General features: G+C 69.3%; 24 protein-coding genes. 19 read left to right on the top strand and 5 right to left on the bottom strand.

Annotated elements, in window-relative coordinates; all coding sequences use genetic code 11:
* From ON26_RS15750 to ON26_RS15770, 5 genes are all read left to right on the top strand, one after another.
* A partial coding sequence (locus ON26_RS15750) for an isopenicillin N synthase family dioxygenase (RefSeq protein WP_040796912.1) occupies positions 1-613 on the top strand: 613 nt, incomplete at its 5' end.
* Positions 614-723: 110 nt separating this feature from the next.
* Positions 724-1707 carry a sugar ABC transporter substrate-binding protein gene (locus ON26_RS15755; RefSeq protein ID WP_040796913.1) on the top strand — a complete coding sequence of 328 codons (984 nt, stop codon included), beginning with the start codon at positions 724-726 and terminating at the stop codon, positions 1705-1707.
* The gene (locus ON26_RS15760; protein ID WP_083884116.1) at positions 1704-3314 is read left to right on the top strand and encodes a sugar ABC transporter ATP-binding protein; all 1611 of its coding nucleotides are present in this window, start codon (positions 1704-1706) and stop codon (positions 3312-3314) included. The genes ON26_RS15755 and ON26_RS15760 overlap by 4 nt, the downstream gene beginning before the upstream one ends.
* 7 nt (positions 3315-3321) lie before the next feature.
* Complete coding sequence (locus ON26_RS15765) at positions 3322-4356, top strand: ABC transporter permease (RefSeq protein ID WP_051027120.1); 1035 nt, start codon at positions 3322-3324, stop codon at positions 4354-4356.
* Positions 4357-4380: 24 nt separating this feature from the next.
* Entirely contained in the window at positions 4381-5118 is a 738-nt protein-coding gene (locus ON26_RS15770; RefSeq protein WP_051027121.1) for an aspartate/glutamate racemase family protein, read from the top strand.
* 2 nt (positions 5119-5120) lie between these two features.
* Here ON26_RS15770 and ON26_RS15775 read toward each other — a convergent pair whose 3' ends face one another.
* Positions 5121-5354 (bottom strand): hypothetical protein, encoded by a 234-nt coding sequence (locus tag ON26_RS15775; RefSeq protein ID WP_157171917.1) that lies wholly within the window; start codon positions 5352-5354, stop codon positions 5121-5123.
* Positions 5355-5790: 436 nt separating this feature from the next.
* Entirely contained in the window at positions 5791-6705 is a 915-nt protein-coding gene (locus ON26_RS15780) for a D-alanyl-D-alanine carboxypeptidase family protein (RefSeq protein WP_040796931.1), read from the bottom strand.
* Positions 6706-6774: 69 nt separating this feature from the next.
* Between ON26_RS15780 and hrpB the strand changes: the two genes are divergently transcribed.
* The 4 genes from hrpB (at position 6775) to ON26_RS15800 (ending at position 12673) form a co-directional block, all read left to right on the top strand.
* On the top strand, positions 6775-9225 hold the full coding sequence (gene hrpB / locus ON26_RS15785; protein ID WP_040796915.1) for an ATP-dependent helicase HrpB: 2451 nt from the start codon (positions 6775-6777) through the stop codon (positions 9223-9225).
* Positions 9226-9388: 163 nt separating this feature from the next.
* Positions 9389-9817, top strand: a complete 429-nt coding sequence (locus ON26_RS31655) for a hypothetical protein (RefSeq protein WP_051027122.1) — start codon at positions 9389-9391, stop codon at positions 9815-9817.
* 290 nt (positions 9818-10107) lie between these two features.
* A complete protein-coding gene (locus ON26_RS15795) occupies positions 10108-12084 on the top strand; it encodes an MFS transporter (RefSeq protein ID WP_245545867.1) in 1977 nt (658 codons plus the stop codon).
* A gap of 43 nt (positions 12085-12127) precedes the next feature.
* Positions 12128-12673 (top strand): TetR/AcrR family transcriptional regulator, encoded by a 546-nt coding sequence (locus tag ON26_RS15800; protein WP_040796917.1) that lies wholly within the window; start codon positions 12128-12130, stop codon positions 12671-12673.
* A gap of 225 nt (positions 12674-12898) precedes the next feature.
* On the opposite strand, the gene ON26_RS15805 is transcribed toward ON26_RS15800, so the two are convergent.
* Positions 12899-13675: an IclR family transcriptional regulator gene (locus ON26_RS15805; RefSeq protein WP_040796918.1), complete on the bottom strand. Its 777-nt coding sequence runs from the start codon at positions 13673-13675 to the stop codon at positions 12899-12901.
* 109 nt (positions 13676-13784) lie between these two features.
* Between ON26_RS15805 and ON26_RS15810 the strand changes: the two genes are divergently transcribed.
* The 7 genes from ON26_RS15810 (at position 13785) to ON26_RS15840 (ending at position 22067) form a co-directional block, all read left to right on the top strand.
* Positions 13785-14618 carry a 2-keto-4-pentenoate hydratase gene (locus tag ON26_RS15810; RefSeq protein ID WP_040796919.1) on the top strand — a complete coding sequence of 278 codons (834 nt, stop codon included), beginning with the start codon at positions 13785-13787 and terminating at the stop codon, positions 14616-14618.
* Entirely contained in the window at positions 14615-15586 is a 972-nt protein-coding gene (locus tag ON26_RS15815) for an acetaldehyde dehydrogenase (acetylating) (protein WP_040796920.1), read from the top strand. Before ON26_RS15810 ends, ON26_RS15815 begins: the two co-directional genes overlap by 4 nt.
* Positions 15583-16608, top strand: coding sequence for a 4-hydroxy-2-oxovalerate aldolase (gene dmpG / locus ON26_RS15820; protein WP_040796921.1), 1026 nt, complete (start codon positions 15583-15585; stop codon positions 16606-16608). The genes ON26_RS15815 and dmpG overlap by 4 nt, the downstream gene beginning before the upstream one ends.
* Before the next feature lie 252 nt (positions 16609-16860).
* Positions 16861-17859, top strand: coding sequence for an oxygenase MpaB family protein (locus ON26_RS15825; RefSeq protein WP_083884121.1), 999 nt, complete (start codon positions 16861-16863; stop codon positions 17857-17859).
* A 95-nt stretch (positions 17860-17954) separates the two neighbouring features.
* Positions 17955-18962, top strand: coding sequence for an oxygenase MpaB family protein (locus tag ON26_RS15830; protein ID WP_040796922.1), 1008 nt, complete (start codon positions 17955-17957; stop codon positions 18960-18962).
* Between the two features lie 166 nt (positions 18963-19128).
* Positions 19129-21582: a molybdopterin oxidoreductase family protein gene (locus tag ON26_RS15835; RefSeq protein WP_083884118.1), complete on the top strand. Its 2454-nt coding sequence runs from the start codon at positions 19129-19131 to the stop codon at positions 21580-21582.
* Complete coding sequence (locus ON26_RS15840; RefSeq protein ID WP_040796924.1) at positions 21579-22067, top strand: hypothetical protein; 489 nt, start codon at positions 21579-21581, stop codon at positions 22065-22067. Before ON26_RS15835 ends, ON26_RS15840 begins: the two co-directional genes overlap by 4 nt.
* 17 nt (positions 22068-22084) lie before the next feature.
* On the opposite strand, the gene ON26_RS15845 is transcribed toward ON26_RS15840, so the two are convergent.
* Positions 22085-22489: a four-helix bundle copper-binding protein gene (locus tag ON26_RS15845; protein ID WP_040796925.1), complete on the bottom strand. Its 405-nt coding sequence runs from the start codon at positions 22487-22489 to the stop codon at positions 22085-22087.
* A gap of 177 nt (positions 22490-22666) precedes the next feature.
* Positions 22667-23023 carry a MerR family transcriptional regulator gene (locus tag ON26_RS15850; protein WP_040796926.1) on the bottom strand — a complete coding sequence of 119 codons (357 nt, stop codon included), beginning with the start codon at positions 23021-23023 and terminating at the stop codon, positions 22667-22669.
* Positions 23024-23571: 548 nt separating this feature from the next.
* On the opposite strand from ON26_RS15850, the gene ON26_RS15855 reads away from it, so the two are divergent.
* From ON26_RS15855 to ON26_RS15865, 3 genes are all read left to right on the top strand, one after another.
* Entirely contained in the window at positions 23572-24150 is a 579-nt protein-coding gene (locus tag ON26_RS15855) for a biotin transporter BioY (protein ID WP_051027123.1), read from the top strand.
* Positions 24143-25264 carry a class I adenylate-forming enzyme family protein gene (locus tag ON26_RS15860; RefSeq protein ID WP_083884119.1) on the top strand — a complete coding sequence of 374 codons (1122 nt, stop codon included), beginning with the start codon at positions 24143-24145 and terminating at the stop codon, positions 25262-25264. Before ON26_RS15855 ends, ON26_RS15860 begins: the two co-directional genes overlap by 8 nt.
* Positions 25261-26037 (top strand): thiolase family protein (locus ON26_RS15865; protein WP_040796927.1); only part of this gene is annotated, 777 nt, incomplete at its 3' end. The genes ON26_RS15860 and ON26_RS15865, both read left to right, overlap by 4 nt.

Genomic DNA, 26037 nt, shown 5'->3' on the forward strand with positions numbered 1-26037 from the left:
TGTCTGGGCGGCCGAGGTGCCCGAGATGGAAAGGATATGGACGGAATACTATCGGCATGTCTCCGCGCTCTCGGAAGAGGTGATGAGTCTCTTCGCGGAAGCGCTGGACCTGCGCCCGGACTTCTTCGCGGACAAAATTGACAGACCCATCAGCAACCTCTTCGCCAACTGCTACCCTCCGATTCTGACGCCGCCCGAAGAGGGACAGATCCGGGTCGGCGAACACACCGACTACGGAACGCTGACGCTTCTCTACCAGCAGGACGAGGTCGGCGGCCTCGAGGTCTTCGTCCGTGGCGAATGGACCCCGATTCCGCCGACTCCCGGGGCGTATGTCGTCAATATCGGTGATCTGATGGCTCGCTGGACCAACGACCGTTGGATATCCACCCTGCACCGGGTGCAGAATCCGCCGGCGCATCTGTGGCATCTGCGGCGGATCTCGCTGCCGTTCTTCTGCCAGCCCAATTACGACGCCGTCATCGAGGCGTTGCCTTCCTGCATCGACGAGTCGCATCCGGCGAAGTACGAGCCGATCACTTCGGGGGAGAACATCCTGCGCAAGACCTACACGAGCTTCGATCTCACCACCGCGACCGATCGGCCCGCGTGACGGGTGGATCGCTCGCCGTCGTCTGCCCGCGGGCACCGGTGACTGCGGCTCACGCCCCCTCCTTTCCGTTCCGTTCGAATTCCGAATTCCGTTCCATCAAAGGAGCAATCATGTCCCTCCATCGATTCCACCGCGTCGTCGCCCGGCGTGCGGTCCTTGCCACCCTCGCGCTGTGCGTGACCGTGACCTCGGTTGCCTGCGGTTCGGTAGACGGTGACGCTGGGGACGCGGATGCCCCCACTATCGCCGTCTCGTTCCCCAACTACTCGCGCACGCCTGCGTTGCAGGTCGAGATGAGAGCGGCCGAGCGGCGGGCGGCCGAGCGCGGGTACCGAATCGTTCTCGACGACCCGGGCCAGGACATCGACAAACAGGTCAGCACTATCCGCACCTGGATTCCCCAGCAGTACGACGCGATCGTCGCAGTCGCTCTCGACGCCACCGCGCTGGAAGGCATCGCCGCCAAGGTCGTCGAGAGCGGCACCAAGTGGATCACCTACGGCTCGTCGTTGCAGAACCAGAGCGGTGAGATCGACATGCAGCAGGAGGCAGCCGGGGCGACGCTGGGCCGGCTGGCGGCCGATTGGTTCAACGAGAAGCATGGCGGCACAGGGGAAGTGGCCATCCTGACCTACGAGGAAGCCGAGTGGGCTCGCAAACGCCGGGAGTCGCTCGAAGCCACTCTCGCCGCGGCCGCTCCCGGTGTCAGGGTCGTCGCGCGTCAGGACGCGTTGTCGGAGACCGAAGGACTCGACGCCACCAAGAACATCCTGCAAGCCCACCCCGGCCTGAACGGGGTGCTCGCCATCTCCGAATCAGCCAGTGTCGGAGCCTATTCGGCTCTTCCCGACAAGTACTCGGCCGACATGTACGTAGGAGGCATGGACGGGGACAGAGAGGCGATCGAAGCGATCGCCGCCGGCGGGGCCTACCGCGGCTCGGCGGCGCTGGATCTTCCCGCACTCGGCGAGGGCTTGGTCACCACAGCCATCGACGCCGCCGAGGGCGCCGAGAGCGCCGTCTACCGGGTGACCTACGTGCCGGTCACCGCGGGCAGCCCCGAGCTCGAGCAGATGCAGGCGGTCTGGAAATGACTACAGGGGGTGGTGGTTTCGCCGTCCACGGACTCCGCAAGTCCTACGGCGGCCTTCCGGTCCTGCGCGGTGTGGATCTGACGGTCGAGCCGGGCGAGATCCATGCCCTGCTGGGGGCCAACGGCGCGGGCAAATCGACGCTGATCAAATGCCTCAGCGGCGCCGAGAGCCCCGACGCGGGCGAAATCATGGTTCGTGGTCGGCGACAGCACGACCTGACGCCCCGGGTGGCGCGGGAGGCGGGCGTGGCTGTCATCCACCAGACGCCGAGCCTCACCCTGACCCTCGACGTCGCCGACAACATATTCCTCGGCAACGAGCCGACTCGGGGACCGTGGCTGCGGAATCGCCGTAGGGCCGTGGCGCGGTCGGCGGAATTGTTGTCCGAACTCGGCTCCGATATCGCACCGGACGCCGATCTGCGCTCGCTGGGCAATGCCGAGCTGGCAGTCATCGAGATCGCCAAGGCGCTGGCTCGTGAGCCCGCGGTTCTCATCCTGGATGAGCCGACCGCCTCACTTACCGAACGCGAGGTCGTGCAGTTGGCCGTGCAGATGCGTCGACTGCGCGATCGCGGCCTGCCGCTGCTGTTCGTCACCCATCGGCTCACCGAGGCGCTCGAGCTCGCCGACCGGGTCACGGTGCTGCGCGGCGGCGAGGTCGTATTGAACTCCGCAGCGGCGGAGTTGTCCAAAGACGACCTGGTCGCCGCCATCGTCGGGCCGCGGTCGGCCTCGGTCCTCTCGCGGCGGGCGAGGCGGCCCGCCGGGGTGGACACCTCCCCGAGGCTCGACGTGCGCGATCTCAGCGGACCAGGTGTGGGACCCGTGCGGCTGCGGGTGGCGCCGGGCGAGATCGTGGGTCTGTTCGGGCTGGTGGGGGCCGGTCGGACCGAACTGCTCGAGACGCTGGCCGGGGCCCGTCGTCGCAGCGGTGGGCAAGTCTTCCTCGACGGTCGGCGGGTCACTCATCGCAGTCCCGGCGACGCGATCGCCGACGGGGTCGCCCTGGTTCCTTCCGATCGGTTGCGCAAGAGCATCTTCGCGACGCTGTCCGGGGAGACCAATGTGATGGTTTCGCGGCTGTCGACTACGGCTCGTTACGGGCTGGTTCGCTCCCGCGCAGCGGAACGCGCGACCTTCTCGCGGACGGCGAAGTCCCTCGGATTGTGGCCGTCGCGCGGAGATCTGGATGCGAACCGCTACTCCGGCGGCAATCAGCAGAAGCTCGTGATCGGTCGCTGGCTCAACGGCATCGGCACAGTGCGTCTGCTGTTGCTCGACGAACCCACAGACGGTGTCGATGTCGGCGCTCGCGACGAATTGTATGCCGCTGTCCGCGAATTCGCGGGCAAAGGCGGGGCTGTCCTGCTCGCTTCGTCGGAGCCGGAGGAACTGATGGCCGTCGCGGACCGGGTCGTGGTCCTCGCTCGTGGCCGCGTCGCAGGCGAGCTCGGCCACGAGAGTCTGGACGAGCACGGGCTTCTCAGGCTGGCGCACGCAGGTGAAGCCGATGTCGCCGCGCCGTCCGCGGCAGCGCTCGAGTCCTATCCATACGTCAACATTCCCGCGGACGACCGGCCCGTCCCTGTCGAATCTCCGAGGTGAACCCACCATGCGATTGTTCTTCGATCGACTGTCCAGGCCCCAGGCGATCTCCAATACGGTGCTCGTGCTGGCCCTGATTGCCATGTGCTGTTATTTCATGTCCCGGACGTCGCGATTCGCGACCGGCACGAATCTGATGACCCTTGTCGACAACGCGGCCGCCTTGGGAATCATGGTGGTGCCTTTCACCATGCTGGTCATCGCCGGTTACATCGACTTCTCGGTCGGTTCTGCCGCCGCGCTGGCCGCGACCCTGGCCGCGGTCGGTGTGACTCAGTGGCAATGGTCCGAGCCGGCCGGTCTGGCGCTGGCCCTGGCCATCGGGGCGGCCATCGGCGCGATGAACGGCTTTCTGTGCGTCGTCCTGAGCTGGAATCCGATCATCGTCACGCTCGGCATGCTCGGCGCAGTCCGGGGAATCACGCTGCTGATTCAGCAGGACCAGATCTTCGGCATCGGGCCCGTGGTCGAAGCACTCGGGTCGACCGATCTCGGCGGCATCCCGCTCACCACCGTGCTGGCGTTGCTGGCATTCGTCGTCGGCGGTCTCTTCCTCGTGCTGACACCCTGGGGACGGCACATCTTCGCGCTGGGCGCCAACCCGCAGGCCGCCTATCTGTCCGCACTGCGGGTGCAGGCGATCCCGTTCGTGCTGTATGTCGCCACCGGCATCTGCGCCGCGCTGGCCGGCATCGTGTTCATGGCCCGACTCAACGGAGTATCCCCGGCGACCACCGCCGACGGTATGGAGTTCGAGGTCCTGACCATCGCGTTGCTGGGCGGCGTCGCGTTCGCGGGTGGCCGCGGCAACCTGTTCGGTGTTTTCGTCGCCTGGCTGTTCCTGGCCGCCTTGAAGAACGGTCTCGTGCTGCTGCATGTCACGCCGTACGTCCAGACCGTCGCCGCCGGTCTGGCGCTGGTGCTGGCCGCCGCCCTGGATCGAGCCGGCGCCACCCTCGTTCCCCGGCTGCAAGCGTGGCGCGAGACCCGCAGGCGAGTCGTCCCCGACCCACATGCCGTGGCCGCGGCCGTGGCGGCCTGATCCTCACCCGCAAGGAGTCCATGTATGACGATCCTGGTTGTCAACCCGAACCGTATCGACGCGAACACGCGCCATGTCCAAGCCGCCGCCGACCAGTGGTTCCCGGATCTGGACGTGCGTGTGGTGAATCCACTGTGGGGCCCGGCCGAATTGCCGGGCGAACTCGAAGCGCAACTCAGCGCCACCGGCGTACTCGATCGAGTGCTTCGCTACGACGGTGAGCTGACCGGTGTCGTGATGGCAGGTTTCGCCGAACCCGGTGTCGAAGCGCTCCGCGAATCCGTCCCGGTTCCGGTGGTCGACATCACCGAGGCCGGCCCGCTGACAGGGCTGCTCCTCGGCCGCCGCTACGGAATCATCACCAGCTCCTACGGCGTCATCCCCCTGGTCGAGGACCGTCTGATCACGCTAGGGCTGGCCGGACGATGCGCCGGTGTCGTCGCGACCGGACTCGGCGTTCCCGAGATGATGCGTGACCGTGCCGCCACGGCCGACCGTCTGGTCGAACTGGGGCAGGATTTCCTCGCCCGGCACACCTGCTCCGCGCTCGTGCTCGGTTGCGGCGGTTTCACCGGGCTCGGCGAGGAGGTCTCCCAACGGCTCGGCGTCGCGGTGGTCGAGCCGGTCCGCGCCGCCATCGCACTGGTCCTGGCCCTCGGCTCCGCCGGCATCGGCGCCTCCGCCGTGCCCGCGACCGGTACCGCGATCGATGACTGGGCGCTGCCCCGCACCGCTCGCGGTGTCCGAAGCGCTCTCCCGTAGGGCTAGTCGCTGCCGAAGGAACCGAAGGAACCGAACGGCAGCAATTTCTTCCACCACCCCGGAGGAATTCCCCAGCCGGGCGGGATGATCTTCCCATTGCCCCTGCCGTTGTCGACCTGGACGGCCGTGTGGTGGGCGACCACCACATCGGCCTGGGCCGGCACGGTCACGGCGGTGACCGGAGCCACCGCGATCGCGCCGGCGAGGATGGCCCGCGCCACCGTTTGCCTGCTCATTGCGAACACTTCCGATCCTCCCGAAGATATTTTCCATTCCATTGCGCGGGAGTATTCACCGTGCAACGTGCTCAGACGTTACTCGGTCGGTTGTTGCCGTGCCAGGGAAAATCGGGTCCGCTGCAAGAGGAGGCCGCTGAATTCAAAGCTCGACGGATAGCATGAGCAGGGCCACAGGAAGATAACAGCGCGGCATTTCTCGGGGAATGATCGTGATATTTTCTGTGCGGTTATCGCAGCTCAGTCGCATGATCAATGCTGTTCGACCGGTCTGGTAGACATTTCCGGCGGCATGTCGCGAAGGTGCACAAGATCTATCTCCCGGCGCCCGTGAGGGCTACGCCGGATTTCTCGGCGCGAATATCGACATCAAGTCGGATGGTTGGCACGGGCGTAGCTGCCGAAACAGGAAGTTCCTCCGTCGACGCCACGTGCATCAGCCGATCGGCAGGGTGCTGAGGATCGGCAGGAAACCCCAGTTCATGAGTCGTTCGGCATCGGCGGTCGCGGCGGCCATGTCGAAGGGTGAGCTGTTGAGGACCACCCCGATCAGCCGCTGCCCGCCTCGGGAGGCTTCGAACAGCAGGCAGGTTCCGGCGGCGTCGGTGTTGCCGGTCTTGATTCCCGTGACACCCGGATACCGGCCGAGCAGATCGTTGGTGCTCTCCCAGGTGTGCGCGCTGTTGGCGGGACCCGCGGGCTGATGGTGGACCGGTGAGCCGACGATCTCGCGGAAGACCGGGATCGACATCGCGTGGCGGCCGAGGCGTACGAGATCCGCGGCGGTGGAGTAGGTGGCGTAGTCGTCCGGGATCGGCAGGCCGCTGGGGTCGGCGAAATGGGTGTCGGTCATGCCCAGGCGCCGCGCGGTGTCGTTCATCTTCGCGAGGAAGGCCGCCTGACCGGGGCCGTAGGCCTCGGCCAGCGCATAGGCGGCCTCGCAGCCGGAAGGCAGCAGCATCGCGTACAGCAGTTGGCGGGCGGTGAGCACTTCACCCGGGGCGAGGTCGGCGGTGCTTCCGCCTTCGGACGCCGCGTAGTCGAGCGCGGCCCGCGACACCGTGACGGGGCGGTCGAGATCGCCGGATTCGAGCACGACGATCGCCGTCATGACCTTGGTGATGCTGGCGATCGGGACCCGGGTGGCGGGTTGGCGCGACCAGACGAGCAGCCCGGTGTTGCCCTCGGCCAGCGCCGCCGAGGTGGCCTGCACGCCGTCGGGTTGCATGGCCAGCGGGAAAGGGAGCTGCGGTTGCGAACTGCCCGGGACCGGGGCTGCCGCGACGGTGGGAGCGAATACGACGAGTATCCCGGCGAAGACCGCCGGCAGTACACGAGTGAGGGTTCGCATCGCCATATTCTGTCGCCCGACCTGCCCGAATCCCGGCATTGGCGAGCCGAGGCTTCAAACTGGTCGGTTATGGACCTACCCGAGCTTCCCGATCTGCCGATCCGCGGCATTCTCGACCGTGTTGTCGCGACCTCGGCCGAGCACGGGACTGCCGTGCTCGTCGCACCGCCGGGAACCGGGAAGACGACCCTGGTGCCGCTGGCGCTGGCCGCGGCCGTTGCGGGCCGGGTGATCGTTGCCGAGCCGCGACGGTTGGCGGCCAGGGCGGCGGCCGGGCGGATGGCGGCGCTGCTGGGGGAGCGGGTCGGCGAAACCGTCGGCTATTCGGTGCGGGGAGATCGGCGCGCCGGGCGGCGGACCCGGATCGAGGTCGTGACCTCCGGGTTGCTGGTGCGACGGTTGCAGGACGACCCCGAACTGGCGGGCGTCGATGTGGTGCTGCTCGACGAATGCCATGAGCGGCATCTCGACGCGGATCTGCTGTTGGCATTACTGCTCGATGCCCGGGCCGGGTTGCGGCCGGATCTGCGTGTGCTCGCCACCTCGGCCACCGTTGCCGCCGAACGACTTTCGGAGCTGCTCGGCGGGGATCAGCCGGCGCCGGTGCTGCAGGCGCACGGCCGTACCCATCCCGTCACGACGTCCTATGTCGCGCCGCTGCCACGGGAACGGATCGAAGCGCAGGTCGCGCGCACCACCCGGATCGCACTCGCCGACAGCGAGGGCGATGTGCTGGTCTTCCTGCCCGGGGTGGCCGAGATCCGCCGGACCGCCGCCCAGCTGGCCGACCTGTCCGAGGTGGATGTCGTTGCCCTGCACGGCCGATTGTCCGCGGCCGGGCAGGACGCGGCACTGCGACCGGGCACTCGACGTCGGGTGGTCCTGGCCACGGCGGTCGCGGAGTCGAGTCTCACGGTGCCGGGAGTGCGGGCGGTCGTGGATTCCGGGCTCGCCCGGGTGCCGCGGATCGATCGGGCCCGCGGACTGTCGGGGCTTGCGACGGTGCGGGTTTCGGCGGCCGTGGCCGAGCAGCGGGCCGGTCGGGCCGGTCGGGAGGGGCCGGGACAGGTGTGGCGCTGCTGGCCGGAATACGAGCACGCGACGCTGCCCGCCTATCCCGAGCCGGAGATCCGGACGGCAGACCTGACCCGGTTGACTCTGGAGCTGGCCTGTTGGGGCACAACCGACGGCCACGGCCTGGGCTGGTGGGATGCGCCGCCGCCGGGCGGGCTGAACGCCGGGCGGGAAGTGCTGCGCGCCCTCGGCGCGGTCGACGGCGACGGGGTGGTGACCGATCGAGGCCGGCGGATCGCGCGGATCGGGCTGCACCCGCGGTTGGCGCGCGCGCTGCTCGACGGGGCGGAGGTGGTGGGTGCGCGGGCGGCCGCGGAAGTGGTGACGGTCCTCGATGACGACAGCTATGTCTCCGGCGTCGATCTCGTGACCGGTCTGCGGGTGTTGCGGCGGGAGCGGCCCGCGCGCTGGCGGCGGGAAGTCGATCGGCTGGAGCGGCTGGTCGAAGGCGCGGAGGGACGCGACGATCCGGCCTACGTGGTGGCGCTGGCCTATCCCGAGCGGTTGGCGCGGCGGCGTGCCCCGGGCTCGTCGAGTTATCTCATGGCGGGCGGCACAGCGGTGACCGTGCCGCCCGGCGCGGGCGTCGGTGACGCGGAATGGCTCGCGGTCGGTGTCGCGACCCGCGATCCGGGGCGCGCCGAGGGGGTCGTGCGGTTGGCCGCGGCGGCCGATGAGCCGCTGGCGCGGCGCGCGGCCGCGAGCCTGCTGAGCAGTGTCGAGGAGATCGACTGGGTCGACGGCGATGTGGTGGCCCGGCGCGTGGAACGACTGGGCGCGATCCTGCTGTCGCAGAAGCCGATTCCCGATCCCGATCCGCGGATGCTCGGCGCGGCGGTACTGCGCGGGCTGCGTTCTTCCGGTCTCGGTTTGCTGTCCTGGAATGCCGAAGCCATCGCGCTCCGGCAACGCCTCGATTTTCTGCACCGCACGCTCGGCGACCCCTGGCCGCCGGTCGACGACGACGCGCTGCTGGCCGCCGCCGAGATCTGGCTCGGCCCCGAACTGGCCGCCGCCCGCCGGCGCGCCGACCTGGAACGCGTCGACGCCGGGCAGGCGCTGCGCCGGATCCTGCCCTGGCCCGAGGCGGCCCGGCTGGACGAACTGGCGCCCGAACGTCTCGAGGTCCCCTCGGGCAGCCGTCCCCGCCTCGACTATTCGGCCGATCCGCCGGTGCTGGCGGTGAAGGTGCAGGAGGTGTTCGGCTGGGCGGAGGCGCCACGGCTGGGTGACGGCCGCGTTCCGATCGTGCTGCATCTGCTCTCCCCGGCGCAGCGTCCGGTCGCGGTGACCGCGGATCTGGCTTCGTTCTGGCGCTCGGGCTGGTCACAGGTTCGCGCCGATCTGCGGGGCCGCTATCCCAAACACGCTTGGCCCGAGGACCCCGCGACCGTGCCCGCCCACCGGGGGACCGCGCGTAATGCCGGCCGCGACCGGAGTGGGTGAGCAGTCCGGGACCGTAGGCAGGGCGCTTCGTTTGCCTCGCATGGTGCCTTGCGGGACTCGGCAATACGCACGCGCGGTCGACGAGGCCGGGGCGTAACAATGGGCCGGCTACTCGGCGTGGGACAGCGTCCGCTGGACCGAGCGCGGCCGACAATGAGGCGTGATGACATCTCATGCGCAGCGCAAACGGGCGCGCCGACTGCGAGCCGCTCTCACCGGAACGTCGGGTTTCGTCGCCTTCTGGGCCTTCGCCGGTGCGGTCGGTCTCGCGGGCGGCGGCGCGGACCTGGGCAGCGAGGTCGAAGCGCGGCTGCCCTTCCGCAGCAGGGTGTTCGCCGGCACGGCGCTCGCCACGATCGTCGGCGTTCCGATGGCCGCGACAGCGGTGCTGGCCGGGCGGTCACACCCGTCCGCCGGTCCGGTGGGTGTCGGCAGCGGTCTGCTGCTGATGGGCTGGGTCACTGTCCAGCCGTTCATCATCGGCCGATTCCATTGGCTGCAGCCGATGTTCGGCGCGTTCGGCCTCGGCACGGCGGTGCTGGCCCGGCGCGTGTGGGAGGAGGACGGCTACGAGCCGTCATGTTCCGAATAGTACCGGACGAACCGGCCGGGGCCTTTCGGAGCAGATCATCCCTACCACAGAGCCCTGTGCTCGATCGCCGATATACAGGTGTGGGCAGTGCACGCGCGCGGTCCCGTTGGTCGGTGCGGGCATGGCGCAACTGTGGAATCGGTCGAGCGTTCCCCGTGGCCGCAGCGCCCGGAATTCGGTTGCTGGTGCGGTGCTCGTGCCGTCGATTCCAGTTTGCGCTATGGGGTGAACGTGTGTTTACCTACCGAGGTAAACGCACGTTCACCCCATAGCGCGATTCGGAGATCTCCTTGGCCACTCACGCGAAACCGGCGGCGCGGTCGGCCAACAGGCTGCTCACGCCGGTCCTGTGTCTGTCCGGCGTCGTTGTGGCGCTCCAGCAGACCCTGGTCATTCCGCTGCTGCACGAATTCCCCGCCATCCTCGGCGTGGACTATGCCTCCGCCACGTGGCTGGTGACCGCCACGTTGCTCGCCGGCGCCGTGGCCACGCCGATCGTCTCGCGGCTGGCGGACATGTTCGGCAAGCGCCGGATGATGCTGGTGTCGCTGGCCACGATGGTGGTCGGATCGGTGCTGGCCGCGGTGGGCGGGACTTTCCTGATGGTGCTGATCGGTCGCGGAATGCAGGGTCTGGCGGCGGCGCTCGTGCCGGTGGGCATCGGCATCCTGCGCGACGAACTGCCCAAGGCCAAGGTTGCCGGGGCGACCGCGCTGATGAGCGCGACGCTGGGAATCGGCTCGGCGCTGGGCCTTCCGTTGTCGGGTGTCGTGTTCGAGCACCTGGGCTGGGAGGCCATCTTCTGGATGTCGGCCCTGGCGGGCGCGTTGCTCTTCGCGGCGGTGCTGGCCGTGGTGCCGGAGTCGCCGGTGCGGACTCCCGGGCGGTTCGACATCACCGGTGCGCTGCTGCTGTCGACTGGGCTCGCGGCGGCGCTGCTGGCGATATCCAAGGGCGGGACGTGGGGGTGGACCGACTCGCGGACGCTTCTTTCCGCCGCGGTGGCCGCGGTCGTCTTCGCGGTGTGGTTCCCGTTCGAGTTGCGGGTCAATCAGCCGATGGTCGACCTGCGCACTTCCGCGCGCCGCCCGGTGCTGCTGACCAACATTTCCGCCCTGCTGGTCGGAATCTCGATGTACGGCAACATGTTGTCGAGCACCCAGCAGCTGGAGATGACGACCGAGACGGGCTACGGGCACGGACTCTCGGTGTTCCACGCGGGGCTGTGCATGGTGCCCGCCGGGCTCACCATGCTGGTGTTCGCGCCGATAGCCGGACGGCTCGTCGGGCGGATCGGCGCCAAGAAGACCTTGATGATCGGCTGTGGCGTGATGGTCGTCGCCTATCTCGGGCGGGTCTTCGTGACCGGCTCGGTCCCGCTGATCGTGCTCGGCGCCATGTGCGTGACCAGCGGCACGGCGATCGCCTACGCGACCATGCCGATCCTCATCATGGGCGCGGTGCCGATCACCGAAACCGCCTCGGCGAACGGGATCAACGCTCTGCTCCGCTCGATCGGCACCTCGGTCTCGAGCGCGATGATCGCCGCGCTGATGACCGTCGTCACGATGAATGTCGCTGGGCAGGAACTGCCCTCGCTGGCGGCGTTCCAAGCCGTGTACGTGATCGCGGCGGTCGTCGCGCTCGCGGCGGGCGCGGTGGCGTTCTTCCTGCCGAATGCCGGCGCGCCCGTGGCGGTCCCCGCGCCCGGCGCCGGGGCGGCCGAGGACGAGCAGGTGCCCGACGAGCTCGTCGCCCGCGGCATGGTCTGTGGCACGGGCGGCCATCCGATCCGGCAGGCGGTGGTCACGGTGCTGCGGCTGACCGGTGAACCGGTGGACTGGAGCCGCACCGACAACGCCGGGGAGTTCTCGGTCGTGTTGCCCTCGCCCGGTCCCTATCTGGTGATCGCGAGCGCCGACGGATGGGCGCCGCGTTCGCAGGTGGTCGACTTCGGGCAGGACTCGCCTGCGCACCGGGTGGTGTTCACCGAGCGGCTGCGGCTCTACGGGCGGGTCACGGTTGACGGGATGCCGTGCGAGGATGGCAGAGTGAGTCTGGTGAAGGCTACCGGCGAATATGTGGGAACCACCGTCACCGGGCCCGACGGTGCGTACGAATTCACGCAGCCACCGACCGGCCGCTATCTGATCACCGTGCTCGGCGCGGACCTGCGCACGGTCACGCGTCAGGTGACGGTGCTGTCCCGCCCGGCCGCGGTCGACATCGACCTCGCCGAGGAGCTGCAGGCGGCGGGAGCGCGATGACGCGTCGCCTCGGGAAGCGGCGACCCGGCGAAGCGAGCCAACCATGAGCAAGCCCTCGACCCGCGACATCGTGATCGCCGCGGCGCGTGACCTTTTCGCGCGCCGTGGATACACCGCGACCACCATCAAGGACGTCGCCGCCGCCGCGGGATGTTCCCCGGCGCTGGTGATCAAGCTGACCGGGAGCAAGGCCGAACTCTTCGCCGTGGCCGACCCCTCGGCGTCGGCTCTCGACGAGAGTGTGGATGCGGAGGAGCCGCCGGGCTTCGCCCTCGTGCGCCGGATCATCGACCGCCGGGACAACGACGAGCCCGAGCCGTGGGCGATGGTCCCCATCCTGGTCAGCGAGTCCACGGATCCGGACGAGACGCGCGCCGATATCCGGAGCCGCTATCTGGACGCGACCGCCCGCCGGATCGGGGACACCACCGCCGAACGGCACCGCTCCCAATTGGTGATGGCCCAGTTGCTCGGCTTGGCCGCGGCGGTGCGGCATCTCGATCTCTTCGACTCGGCGGATATCGGCCGGGAGGTGCTCATCCGGCGGTACGGAGCCATCGTGCAGTCCATCGTGGACGGCGACCTGTGACCGGTTGACGGCCGGGGCGGGCCACGATTTCCCGGCAGTCCGGCAGTCCGGCAGTCCGGCAGTCCGGCAGTCCGGCAGTCCGGCAGTCCGGCAGTCCGGCAGTCCGGTGGAACCGTGGCAGCCGTAGGCACTCTGCGCATGCCGGCGACGGCGCGGGGCGCAATGGTCCCGCTTACGGGCGAACTCGCTTTCTCGGCCGCGCGCAGCGTGCGTCCTTCGCTCGCGTCACGGCGACAACGCGGCCGGTCCCGCCCGTCGCGCCAGGATCGAGGCCACACCGGCGGCCGCCGCCCGCACCGGCACCGCGTGGGACTCGGGGCGGAACCGGCTGCTCGGGCCGGTGACCGAGATCGCCGCCAGCGGATGGTCCTCGCTGTCGAGGATCGCCGCCGCGACGCAGACGATGCCCGGCGTGGATTCCTCGTATTCGTAGGAGACGCCCTGCTCGACGACCCGGTCGAGCTGACCGCGCAGCAGCCCCGGACCGGTGATCGTGCGCGGGGTGTACCGCCGCAGCGGTCCGGCGAGGACCCGGTCGACCGTCGGCGGATCGGCATGGGCCAGCAGCGCTTTGCCGATGGCGGTGCAGTGCAACGGCATTCGGCCGCCGACCCGGGAGGGTGCGCGCGCTTGGCGGTGACTGCCGATCTTGCTGATATAGACGACCTCGTCGTCGTCGAGGACGCCGAGGTGCACGGTCTCCTGCGTCCGGGTGTAGAGATCCTGCATGAACGGCACCGCCACCTCGAGCAGCGTCCGCTCGGCGGCCGCGCGCATGCCCAGTTCGAACAGGCCGCGGCCGAGTCGGTAGCCGCGCGGGGAGGCGGTGAGCCAGCGCGCCGCCACCAGGTCCCGGCACACCCGGTGCACGGTGGCTTTGGGGAGCCCGGTCCGGCGGGTGAGTTCCGACAGCCCGACCGGCGTGTCGTCGGGCGCGAAGGCTTCGAGGATCGTGACCACCCGGCCCAGGACGGATCGGTCATCCAGTTGTGGTGTGCCCATGTCGGTGATTCCTTGTCCGTGGTCCACTCAGTGGACCACAGTACTGGGCGCCCGCGCGGCGGCGTAGTGGACTGATCGGCATCGACTCGAAGCAAGGAGAGGAAGCCCGATGCCAACCAGCGCCGATACCGTCGGTGCCGCACGTGTCGACGACTCCGTCGTCGCCACCGCCGCGGACCGATTGATCACCGCGGCCACGACGGGACAGCCGTGCGCGCCCCTGCGGGAGCTGATCGGCCCCGACGACGTCGCCACCGCCTACCGCATCCAGGAACGCTTCAACGCGGCCAGGCTCGCCGCGGGCGCGACGGTGGTCGGCCGCAAGATCGGGGCCACTTCCGAAGCCGTGCAGCAGCAGCTGGGCGTGGATCAGCCGGACTTCGGCGTGCTGTTCTCCGATATGGCCTACGACGACGGCGACGAGATCGACATCGCGCGACTGTTGCAGCCCAAGGCCGAGGCCGAAGTGGCGTTCTTCCTCGCCGAGGATCTCGCCGAAGGCCCGCTGGATGTCGCGCAGTGCCGGGCCGCCGTCGGCTGGGCCACCGCGGCGCTCGAGATCGTCGACAGCCGGATCACCGACTGGGACATCTCCTTCGCCGACACCGTCGCCGACAACGCCTCCAGCGGCGTGTACGTGCTCGGCGCCGAGCGGGTGAGCCTCGCGGAATTCGAGCCGGTCGAGGTCACCATGAGCATGAGCATCGACGGCGAGGTGGTCTCCACCGGAAACGGCGCGGCGTGCCTGGGCGATCCGCTGAACGCGCTGGCCTGGCTGGCGCGCAAGGCGCGGGAGTTCGGCGAACCCCTGCGCAAGGGTCAGGTGATCCTCTCCGGCGCCCTCGGACCGATGCGTCCGCTGCACCCCGGCGCGAGCGTCACCGCCACCATCGACGGCGTCGGCACGGTGTCGGCGTCCTTCTCCACCGGAGGTTCCCAGTGAGTGAGCAGACCGATCGCACCAAGGTCGCGATCATCGGATCGGGCAATATCGGCACCGACCTGATGATCAAGGTCATTCGTCATTCCCGCTTCCTCGAGATGGGCGCCATGGTCGGCATCGATCCCGAGTCCGACGGCCTGGCCAGGGCCGCTCGACTGGGCGTGCCCGTCACCCACGAAGGCGTGCAGGGGCTGATCGCCATGCCCGGCTTCGACGACATCGAGATCGTGTTCGACGCGACCTCGGCCAAGGCCCACCAGGTCAATCACGAACTGCTGGCGCCGCTGGGCAAGCGCCTGATCGATCTGACGCCCGCGGCCATCGGTCCGTTCGTGGTTCCCGCGGTGAACCTCGAGGATCACCTCGACGCGGTGAACGTCAACATGGTGACCTGCGGTGGCCAGGCCACCATCCCGATCGTGGCCGCGGTGTCGCGGGTCGTGCCCGTGGCTTACGCCGAGATCGTGGCCTCGATCGCCTCCAAGTCCGCCGGACCGGGCACCCGCGCCAATATCGACGAGTTCACCGAGACCACCTCGCACGCCATCGAAGCCGTCGGCGGCGCCGAGCGCGGCAAAGCGGTCATCATCCTCAATCCCGCCGAACCGCCGCTGATCATGCGCGACACGGTGTTCTGCCTGGTGAACGCCGCCGACGAAGACTCGCACGCGCGCATCCGGGCCTCGGTGACGAAGATGATCGAGGAGGTGGCTGCGTATGTGCCCGGCTACCGCCTCAAGCAGGAAGTGCAGATCGACGCGATCCCGTCGGATCAACCCGTCCACACGCTGCTCGCCGACGACGCGGCCACCGTGCCGACGCACCGGGTGTCGGTGTTCCTGGAAGTGGAAGGCGCCGCGCACTACCTCCCCGCGTACGCCGGCAATCTCGACATCATGACCTCGGCAGGCCTGCGGGTCGCCGAACGGATCGCGCAGAACACCCAGCAGAAGGAGACGGTCCGATGAGCTCGACCCCGACGATATTCGTCCAGGACGTCACCCTGCGCGACGGCATGCACGCCGTCCGCCACCGGATCACCCCCGAGAACGTGGGCCGGATCGTCGCCGCCCTCGACGCGGCCGGTGTCGATGCGATCGAGGTCGCCCACGGTGACGGGCTCGCCGGTGGCTCGGTGAATTACGGACCCGGATCGCACAAGGACTGGGCCTGGATCGAGGCCGCCGCGGAAAATGTGCGCCGCGCCAGGCTGACCACCCTGCTGCTGCCCGGCGTCGGCACGGTCCACGATCTGCGACGCGCCTACGACCTGGGCGTGCGTTCCGTGCGGGTGGCGACCCACTGCACCGAAGCCGACGTCTCCGCCCAGCACATCGCGACCGCCCGCGAGATCGGCATGGACGTCTCCGGCTTCCTCATGATGAGCCACATGGCCCCGCCCGCCGAACTCGCCGCGCAGGCCAAGCTGATGGAAAGCTATGGCGCACACTGTGTCTACGTCACCGACTCCGGCGGACGGCTCACCATGGACGGCGTTCGCGATCGCGTTCGCGCCTACCGCGACATCCTCGACGAGGGCACCGAGATCGGCATCCACGCCCACGAGAACCTGTCGCTGTCGGTGGCCAACTCGGTCGTCGCCGTCGAGAACGGCGTGGTCCGGGTGGACGCCTCCCTGGCCGGGCACGGCGCGGGGGCGGGCAACACCCCGATCGAAGCGTTCATCGCCGTCGCCGACCTGCTCGAGTGGAAGCACGGCTGCGACATCTTCGCCCTGCAGGACGCCGCCGACGATCTGGTTCGCCCGCTGCAGGACCGGCCGGTCCGGGTGGACCGGGAGACCCTGACCCTGGGCTACGCGGGTGTCTACTCCAGCTTCCTGCGTCACGCCGAGGCGGCGGGGGAGCGGTACGGCATCGACGTGCGGTCGCTGCTCATGGAAGCGGGCAGGCGTGGTCTCGTCGGCGGACAGGAGGACATGATCGTCGACATCGCTCTGACGATGGTCGCCGAACGGAAGTCTGCCTGAGCGCACCCGGCCGACGGCGGTGCACCAGGCGCCCACTTCGCACCGCCGAATCCGATTCGATTCGGGCGCGGACCGACAACCCGAGTCCGCGCCCGGATCGAATCGATCATTCTCTCGCGAGGGTTCCAGGGGTACTCTCACGATTGATAGATTAGACCGCATAGAACTATCAGTTCCGTGTTCTCTTCCGGCATACGTCGATCGTCGGGGCGGGGGCCGGGATCCGATGGTGTTCGAGAAGTGGACGCGACGATGACCACAGCCGCCGACAAGTCCCTGCCCACCGCTCCGCGTGCCCCGCGCGGCCCGCGCGCGGACACGCCCGCCCCGCGGGTCTGGATCGGCGAGGACATCGAGCCGATCGAACTCGTCGCACCGGATTCGCTGACGGCCGAAATGGTCGGGCACTGGACCTATCTCGTGCTCGAAGGCGCCGCCTTCGCCATGCAGGGCATGCATTCGGTGATCCGCGAGGTCACCGACCGCTACTCGATCGTTCGGACCGATCCGGCAGGCCGGGCCGTCCGCTCGGTCGACTCCGTGCTGCGCTGGACCTACGGTGGCCTGGAAGCGGTGCAGGAAGGGCGCAGGCTGCGTTCGCTGCACGAGCCGCTGACCATGCGCGGCGCCTCGGGCAAGCGCGTCAGCGCGCTCAATCCCGATGCCTACCAATGGGTTATCGCCACCGCCTACATCACCACCGCCAAGGCGGGCCCGCTGCTCGTCGGCCGTGAGTTCACCGCTGCCGAACTCGACGAACTGCTCGCCGACAACATCCGCATCGCCAAGATCCTCCAGGTGCCGATGAAGGGCTACCCGCAGACCCGCGCGGAGTTCGACGCCTACTACGAGCGCATGGTCGCCGAAGTGCTGCGCGCCGACGACGCCATGCGCGAGGAGTACGCGATGATGCGCGCGGGCGACAGCGAGCAGTTGCGCGCCCTGCCGTTCCCGGTCAGGCCGGTGGCCCGAGCGGTGGCGGGGCCGGTACTGCGGTTCACCTATCTGTCCATCATGGGACTGCTCGACCCGCGCCTGCGCGCCATGATCGGCGTGGTCTGGAGTCCGGAGGAGCAGCGCAGACTCGAACGGATCTACGCCGGTATCCGGCTCGCCTACCGGGTTCTGCCCGATCGGCTCACCTACTTTCCGATCGCCTATCACGCCCGCAAACATCACGAGAGCATTCGGAAGATGAAACAGCGGGAGCTGAAGTCGGCTGCCTACAAGGTCCGGCCGAAGCAGGTGTAGCGGTCAGCGCCCGCCGGGCCGGATCTCGCTCGGGAACTGCCCAGAATGATAGTCTGAACGCCTGTAATCTATCGCTCAATGTCGAGGGATGTGTCATGACAACGCATGCGGAGCTGTCCGTCGTACCCGAATCCGGCAGCGCGACAACCCCCTTCGAGGAGGCGGCGGCGTCCGCGCGGGTGCGCCCGGAAGTGCTGACGGCCTTCCGCAAGCACACCGCCAGTGTGCTGTCGGGTGTCTTCGCGGGCTCGGCCTTCGATCAGGTGGCACTGGTGCCCGTCGCCGCCGCGGTCGATCGCAGCGGAAGATTCGCGGCCAATTTCGCCGATCGTGGTGTGCGCAGTGGCGCTTCCGCCGTGCTCGCGCTGTGGGGCGACCCGGTCGACCGCAAGGCCGAGGCGGACTGGCTGAAGGAGCGCCATCGTGAGGTCCACGGTCACGGCACCGGGGCGTACGAAGAGGTCCGCTACAGCGCGCTGAATCCGAAGTCGTGGGTGTGGATCGCCGTCAGCGGCATTTTCGTTCCGCTGAACACCTTCACTTTCTGCACCGGCATCAGAATGCGGTCCGAGGAGAAGGAGGCCGCCTATCAGATGATGCGCGAGACCTTCGCGCACCTCGAATTGTCCTCCCAGGCAGGCAAATTGCCGACCGACCTGGCCGCGGCCATCGAGTACTACGACCGCATGGTCGAGCACGAACTGGCCGCCAACCCCTTCCTGGTGGAGAAATTCGCCGCGCTGACCCGGCTGCCGCTTCCCACCCTCGGCATCTCACCCTTCGCCCGCACCGTCCTGCTGCCGCTGTGGTTGCTGATCCGCCCGCTGGCCGGCCACGTCATCCAGGTCTGCTCGGCGAAGGCCATGCATCCCGGCGTGCGCCGCATGGTCGGCTTCGAACTCACCCGCCGCCACGACCTCGAATTCGCCGTCTACGCGCGAGTTCTGCAGACCGCGTGGAAGATCCTGCCCGACCGGATGCTGCTGGCACCACTGGCCTACAACCGGTTGCAGTACGAGAAGCTGGTCCGCGCGCACCGCCGGGTCGGCCTCGATACCTTCGCGGCGCCGCCGCTGCGGGGCTCCGGCGGCTGCCCGATGTGAGCGCGACCGGCCGCTGAGAGTCGGCCCGCAGCCGACTATCGGACGATGGGCGGTGATTGCCACGAGCATCGGCCCTCGACGCCGTGCCCCAGGCTCGTCGGTGACCCTCGGCGACCGCCGGGCAGCCGCGTAGTTTGCTCATCGGCTCGCGGGGCATCACCGGGATGTGAACCACGTGGATCGAATCGCCGAGCCGTGGGGTTCCCGGACCCCGTACAGCGCCGGAGAGCAATGGCCCGTTCGAGTGGACACCTACCTCGAGCCGGGGGTGGCCGAGTCCGATGTCGACGCGTGGGTGCAGTCGGCATCGCTGCTGCATTCCAACGGCGACGCCATGGACATCGCGGTGCGCGACGGTCGCATCGTGGGGGTGCGTGGCCGCGCCGGCGATCGGGTGAACCGGGGCAGGCTCGGTCCCAAGGATCTGTTCGGCTGGCAGGCCAACGGCTCGCCGGATCGCCTGACCACACCGCTGATCCGCCGCGACGGCCGGCTGGTGGAGACCGACTGGGACACCGCCATGGAGGCCGTGGCGGGACGCACGGAAGAGCTGCTGGCGGAGCGCGGTCCGAGTTCGGTCGGCTTCTACACCACCGGGCAGCTGTTCCTGGAGGAGTACTACACGCTGGCGGTGATCGGGCACGGCGGCATCGGCACCAACCACATGGACGGCAACACCCGGCTGTGCACCGCGACGGCTGCGGCGGCGCTGAAGGAGTCGTTCGCTTCCGACGGACAGCCCGGCTCCTACACCGATGTCGACCACGCCGACGTGATCGCCCTCTACGGCCACAATGTGGCCGAGACCCAGACCGTGCTCTGGACGCGCATCCTCGACCGGCTCGCCGGGCCGAACCCGCCCGCGGTCGTCTGCGTCGACCCGCGCGCCACCCCGGTCGCCCGCGCCGCGACGGTCCACCTCGCGCCCCGTCCGGGCACCAATCTGCTGCTGATGAACGCGCTGCTGCACGAGATCATCGCCAACGACTGGGTCGATCACGACTACCTCGCCGCGCACACCGTCGGATTCGACGAACTGCGCACCCAGCTCGCGCCCTACCCGCCGGAGAAGGCGGCCGAGATGTGCGACGTGCCGCCGGCCGATCTGCGTGCCGCGGCCCGCCTGCTCGGCCGGGCGCAACGCCTGCTCTCCACCGTGCTGCAGGGCTTCTATCAGTCGCATCAGGCCACCGCGGCGGCGGTGCAGGTGAACAACGTGCATCTCGTGCGCGGCATGCTCGGCCGTCCCGGGTGCGGGGTGTTGCAGATGAACGGCCAGCCCACCGCCCAGAACACCCGCGAATGCGGCGCCGACGGCGACCTGCCCGGCTTCCGCAACTGGGCGAACGACGCGCACGTGCGCGATCTGGCCGCGGTATGGAATATCGACCCGATGCGGATTCCGCACTACACCGCGCCCACGCACCTCATGCAGATGATGCGCTACGCCGAGGACGGCTCGATTCGCTTCCTGTACGTCAGCGGCACCAACCCCGCGGTGTCGCTGCCCGAGCTGGCTCGTGTGCGCGGCATCCTGAGCCAGGACCGGCTGTTCCTGGTGGTGCAGGACATCTTCCTGTCCGAGACCGCGCAGCTGGCCGATGTCGTACTGCCCGCCGCTACCTGGGGCGAGAAGACGGGGACTTTCACCAATGCCGACCGGACCGTCCACCTGTCGGAGAAGGCGGTGGACCCACCCGGCCTCGCCCGCGCGGACCTGGACATCTTCCTCGACTACGCCCGGCGGCTCGGCCTCACCGACAAAGACGGTGCGCCACTGGTGAAGTGGCGGACACCGGAAGAGGCGTTCGAAGCATGGAAGAAGTGCTCGGCCGGGCGCCCGTGCGATTACACGGGGCTGTCCTACGAGAAGCTGCGCGGCCGCGGCGGCATCCAATGGCCGTGCGACGACGAGCACCCCGACGGGACCGAACGCCTGTACACCGACGGCGCATTCTTCGCCGCGCCCGACTACTGCGAGAGCTACGGCAGGGACATGGTCACCGGCGCTCCCCTGGAACCGACCGAATACCGTGCGATGAATCCCTCGGGGAAGGCGATCATCAAAGCCGCCGAATACCTTCCGCCGCACGAGACCGTGTCGGAAAAGTTCCCCTATCACCTCGTGACCGGTCGCACCCTCTACCACTTCCACACCCGCACGAAGACCGGGCGGGCGCCGCAACTGCAGGCCGCCGCGCCGCAGGTCTGGGTGGAGATGTCGGAGCAGGACGCTTCGCGCCACGATTACGCCGAGGGCGACCTGCTGCGCATCAGCACCCCGCGCGGGTCGGTGGCGGCACGACTGCGGATCAGCGGCATCCGACCCGGTGTGCTGTTCCTGCCGTTCCACTACGGCTACTGGGACACCCCGGCCGGGCACGAGCCCGACGGCGACGGCCGTGCGGCCAACGAACTCACCATCACCGACTGGGACCCCGCCTCCAAGCAACCGCTGTTCAAGGCGGGCGCGGCCCGCATCGAACGGATCGAGGAAGGCGATGGCGTCGCGGCCACCGCGCCGACCACGACCGGTTCACGGCCGGTGCGCACGGGCATCGCCGATACCGCGGGCGGCACGGCGGGCACTGCCCTCGAGACGATCGGAGGCGCGCCGTGAACAAGATCGGCCTGGCCATCGAGGAACTCCACCGCGCCGAGAACGACCTGGCCGCACAGTTGCTGCATGCCTCCGACCGGCACAAGGCCGACCACGAGATCTACCATCTCGGCCGCGACCTGGCCCGCTGGTCGCAGCAGCATGTGCGCGAACTCGCCCGCGTCGGCCGCGACTACGACGTGAACCTCGACGCCGAACCGGACGACGACCAGAGCATCCTCGCCGTGCTCCGGCAGCAGGGCGGTGAGCTGCTCGGCCGCCGCCACGACGCGGCCCTGCTGCTGCTGGCCGACCTGCGCAGGATCCATCGGACCGCGGCCGGCGTCTCCCTCGACTGGGAGATCCTGGCGCAGACCGCGCAGGCGCGCCAGGACCGGGAACTGCTCGAGACCGCGCAACGGTGCCATCCACAGACGCTGCGCCAGATGCGCTGGGCGAACGCTCAGTTGAAGGCGAACGCGGCCCAGATCATGGTGTCGCCGTGATCTGCGCCCGGCGCCTGTCAGCCCAGCGCCGCCAGTAGATCGCGACAGGCAACCGCACAGCGGTGACACGCCTCCGCGCAGATCCGGCAGTGCTCGTGGTGCCCGGCGTGCTGGTCGCACTCGTGTCCGCAGGTCTCGCAGGCGACCGCGCAGGCCTCCAGCAGTGACCTGCTGAGCGCCGCGTCCGCGCCACGGCGGGTGAGCACCGCGGCGGTCGCGGTGCAGATATCGACACAGTCGAGGTCCGTGCGGATGCACTCACGCAGGTCGGCGACCGTCTCCTCGCTCAGGCAGGCGTCGGCGCAGAGCGCGCAGACCTGGGCGCACTTGCGGCACGCCTCCAGGCACGCGATCAGCTCCGCCTGCGCGGGCCGTTCGCCGGTGGCGGGGTGGGTGTCCATCATCGAGGCAAGAATGCTCATGCAGTTGGCGCTACCCGGGCTCGGCGCGCTCACACCCGGGTGAATCCGGCTTTCCGCCGCGCGCCATGGACCCCGACCGACCTCATTGCCCGGCGGGCGCCCTGGCCGCGGGTTCGCTGCGCTTCTCGAGCCCGCGCCGGGAGAGGTCTGCCCGGTCGATGCGGATCCGAACCCGTCTCAGCCTTCAGGTGCTCGATCGTCGAGGGCATCCTGCAGTTCGGCGTTGACGCGTCGTGCGTCGGCGAGCTGGTCCTCTAGCGTGATGATGCGGCAGGCCGCCTCGAGGGTGTTGCCGCTGTCGAGCAGCTCGCGAACGCGGCCGGCGAGATGCAACTGGTGGCGCGAATAGCGGCGATGTCCGCCGGGGGAGCGTTGCGGGGTCAACAGCTCGGTGGCGTCGAGGCCACGCAGAAATGATTGGGTGACTCCGAGGATCTCGGCGGCCCGCCCCATGCTGTAGGCGGGGTAGTGATCGTCATCCAGCTTGTCGGTGGCACTCGGACCGTCGCTGGGATGAGTGTTCGGTTGTTGCACAGCACCTCTCGGGATTCAACGCCTGCAGGCCCCGGCGCGCTGGGCGCCGGGGCCTGGGATATACGGATGGGACATCAATCTTGTTCGCCGACCGGGAGGGCCGGCGACCAGTGTCGTTCGACACACTGGCTGGAACGTGAAACTGGTAGGTGACTATTCAGTGACCACCACCTCCTGATCTGCCGGTTTCCTCGATGTTCGGTGTTCCCGCGCTTCCCTCCGGCGGCCCGGCCGACTGCGCCGGGAATCTCTGCCTCCGCCGGAGGGAAGGGGACTTCGTGTTCCGGGCAGCTCGCCTGCCCGGCCTCTGGACTTGTCAATCGGACGACAGCGACTGTATTACGGCCGCTCCAAAATGTCTACACTCGCCACGGTAGATTTTTTGGAGTGAAGATGTGGACTTACTTGCGATGTGAGCAGTAGGGCGAGGCTCCGCCACACGTCCTTCCGGCGGGCCGATCCGGCCGGGCCGCCGAGGCCGAGCAAGCCGATCGGTCCTGGTCTGCTACCTTGAACGCCGTTCAAGTCGGTTGTACGGAAGGTCATCGATGGACAGCGTCGAGAACTCGCGGCGGGTCGGGTTCACCGGCAGGGACATGGCGCAGATCGCCGTCTTCGCGGCACTGATCGCCGCACTCGGCCTGCCGGGTGCGATCACGGTGGGCTTCAGCGGCGTCCCCATCACCCTGCAGACTCTCGGCGTGCTGCTGGCCGGCGCCGTGCTCGGCGCGCGCAAGGGGACCGCGGCCGTGCTGGTCTTCCTCGCGTTGACCATCATCGGGTTGCCGTTGCTGTCGGGCGGGCGGACCGGGCTCACCGCGCTGGCCGGGCCGAGCGCGGGCTATCTGATCGGCTGGATTCCGGCCGCGCTGGTGATCGGCTGGCTCACCGAGCGCATCCTGCCGAAATATCCGGTGGTCCCGGCATTTCTGATCAATGCCCTCGGTGGGATCGTCGTGGTCTATGCCTTCGGTACGGCCGGACTGTTGCTCCGCACGGACCTCGGCGTGCTCGAGGCGATCACCTCCAACGGCGCGTTCATCCCCGGCGATCTGGCGAAGGTCGTGGTCGCCACGGTGGTGGCCAAGGGCGTGCACCGGGCGTATCCCGGTGTGACCGGTGCTTGATCCGCTGCTGGGCCGGGCCGACGATCGGCCTGCCCTCGATCTCGACGGGCGGGTGCTCACGTACCGCGAACTCGACCGGGCGATCGACGCCTGGAACAGCGCGCATGCCGCCGCCCAGGTCTACGACGCGTCCCCGCTGCCGGTTCCGGAGGCGTTGATCTGCGTCTGCGCCGCCGCGCGCCGCGGGGTCCCGGTCCGTGTCGAGAACCCGGACGTGCGCCCGGTGCGCGAGAGCGTGCCCGCCGGGGCGCTGCTGCTCGTGGCCACCTCGGGGTCGACCGGGGCGCCGCGCCCGCTGGCCCGGACCGCGCGCTCCTGGTACGACAGCTTCCCGGCCTTCACCGCGATCACCGGAGTACGAGCCACCGACCGGGTGCTGCTGACCGGACCACTGCACGCGACGATGCACCTGTTCGGCGCAGTGCACGCGCTGTGGAGCGGAGCCTGCGTCACCGACGACCCCGAGAGCGCGACGGTCGTGCACGCGGTGCCCGCCGTCCTGCGTGATGTGGTCGCGAGCGCCCCGCGACTGCGGACGGCGATCGTCGCGGGCATCGCCCTGGACGACGGCGCCATCGAGGCCGCGGGCGGGCTCGGGATCGTCGAGTACTACGGATCCGCCGAGGTGTCGCTGGTCGCCGCGCGCCGGGTGCCCGAGCCGCTGCGGGTCGTCGACGGCGTGCAGGTCGAGGTCAGGGCAGGACTGCTGTACGTCCGATCGCCGTACACGGTGCTCGGCGCACCCGAATGGTTCCCGGTGGGCGACCTGGCCGAACTGCGCGCCGACGGCGAACTGGTCGTGCGCGGGCGTGGCGACGGTGTGGTCAACGTCGGCGGCACCACGGTGGTGGCCGAGGATGTGGAGCGGATCCTGGGCGGCGTGCCGGGCGTGAGCGCTGTCGCGGTGCTCGGCGCTCCGCACCGGGTGTTCGGTGAAATCGTCACTGCAGTAATGGAACTCGACGACTCGGCCACGGTGCCCGCGGTGCGCTCGCTGGCCCGCGCGCGGCTGAGCAAGGAGGCCCTGCCGCGCCGTTGGATCACCGTGCCCGCGCTGCCGAGGACGGCCTCCGGCAAGGTCGCGCGCGGGGAACTGAAGAATATGGTCCTATGAGCCGCACCCCCGTCCTGATCGCCGCGCGCCGCACGCCCATCGGCAACGCGGGCCACGGCTTCGCCGCTCTGACCGTGACGGACCTGGCCGCTCCGGTGCTGCGCTCGGTGCACGACGCGGTGCGCGCGGCCGGTATCGATGCCGCCGTCGACGATGTGGTGCTCGGCAATTGTCTCGGCCCCGGCGGCGACCCGGCCCGGGTCGCGGCCCTGCGCGCCGGGCTCGGCGTCGACGTGCCCGGCGTGACCGTGGACCGCCAGTGCGGCTCCGGCCTGGACGCGGTGATGCAGGCGGTGACCAGGGTGCGCGCGGGCGACGACGACCTGCTGCTCGCCGGGGGAGTCGAATCGGCGAGCACCGCGCCGTGGCGTTTCTGGCCGCCGGTCGGCGACGCCGCTCCGGTCCGCTACACCCGTGCGCCCTTCGCGCCGCCGGAGTTCCCCGACCCGGACATGGGCGCGGCCGCCGACGACCTCGCCGCGAAGTTCGGGATCAGCAGAGAACGCCAGGACGCCTACGCGGCCCGCTCCCACGCCCGCGCCGCGGCGACCGACTTCTCCGCCGAGATCGTGCCGATCGCCGGAATCGAGCGCGATCAACGCATCCGCGCGGGGATGACGGCCGAACGACTGGCCCGGCTCCGCCCCAGCTTCACCCCCGGCGGCACTGCGACGGCGGGCAATTCGTGCGGCATCTCCGACGGCGCGGCCGCCCTGGCCGTCACCACCGAGGAACTCGCGGCGGGCCTGCCCGCGCTGCGGGTGCTGGGATGC

Source organism: Nocardia higoensis NBRC 100133 (genome assembly GCF_000308595.1).
Taxonomy (GTDB): domain Bacteria; phylum Actinomycetota; class Actinomycetes; order Mycobacteriales; family Mycobacteriaceae; genus Nocardia; species Nocardia higoensis.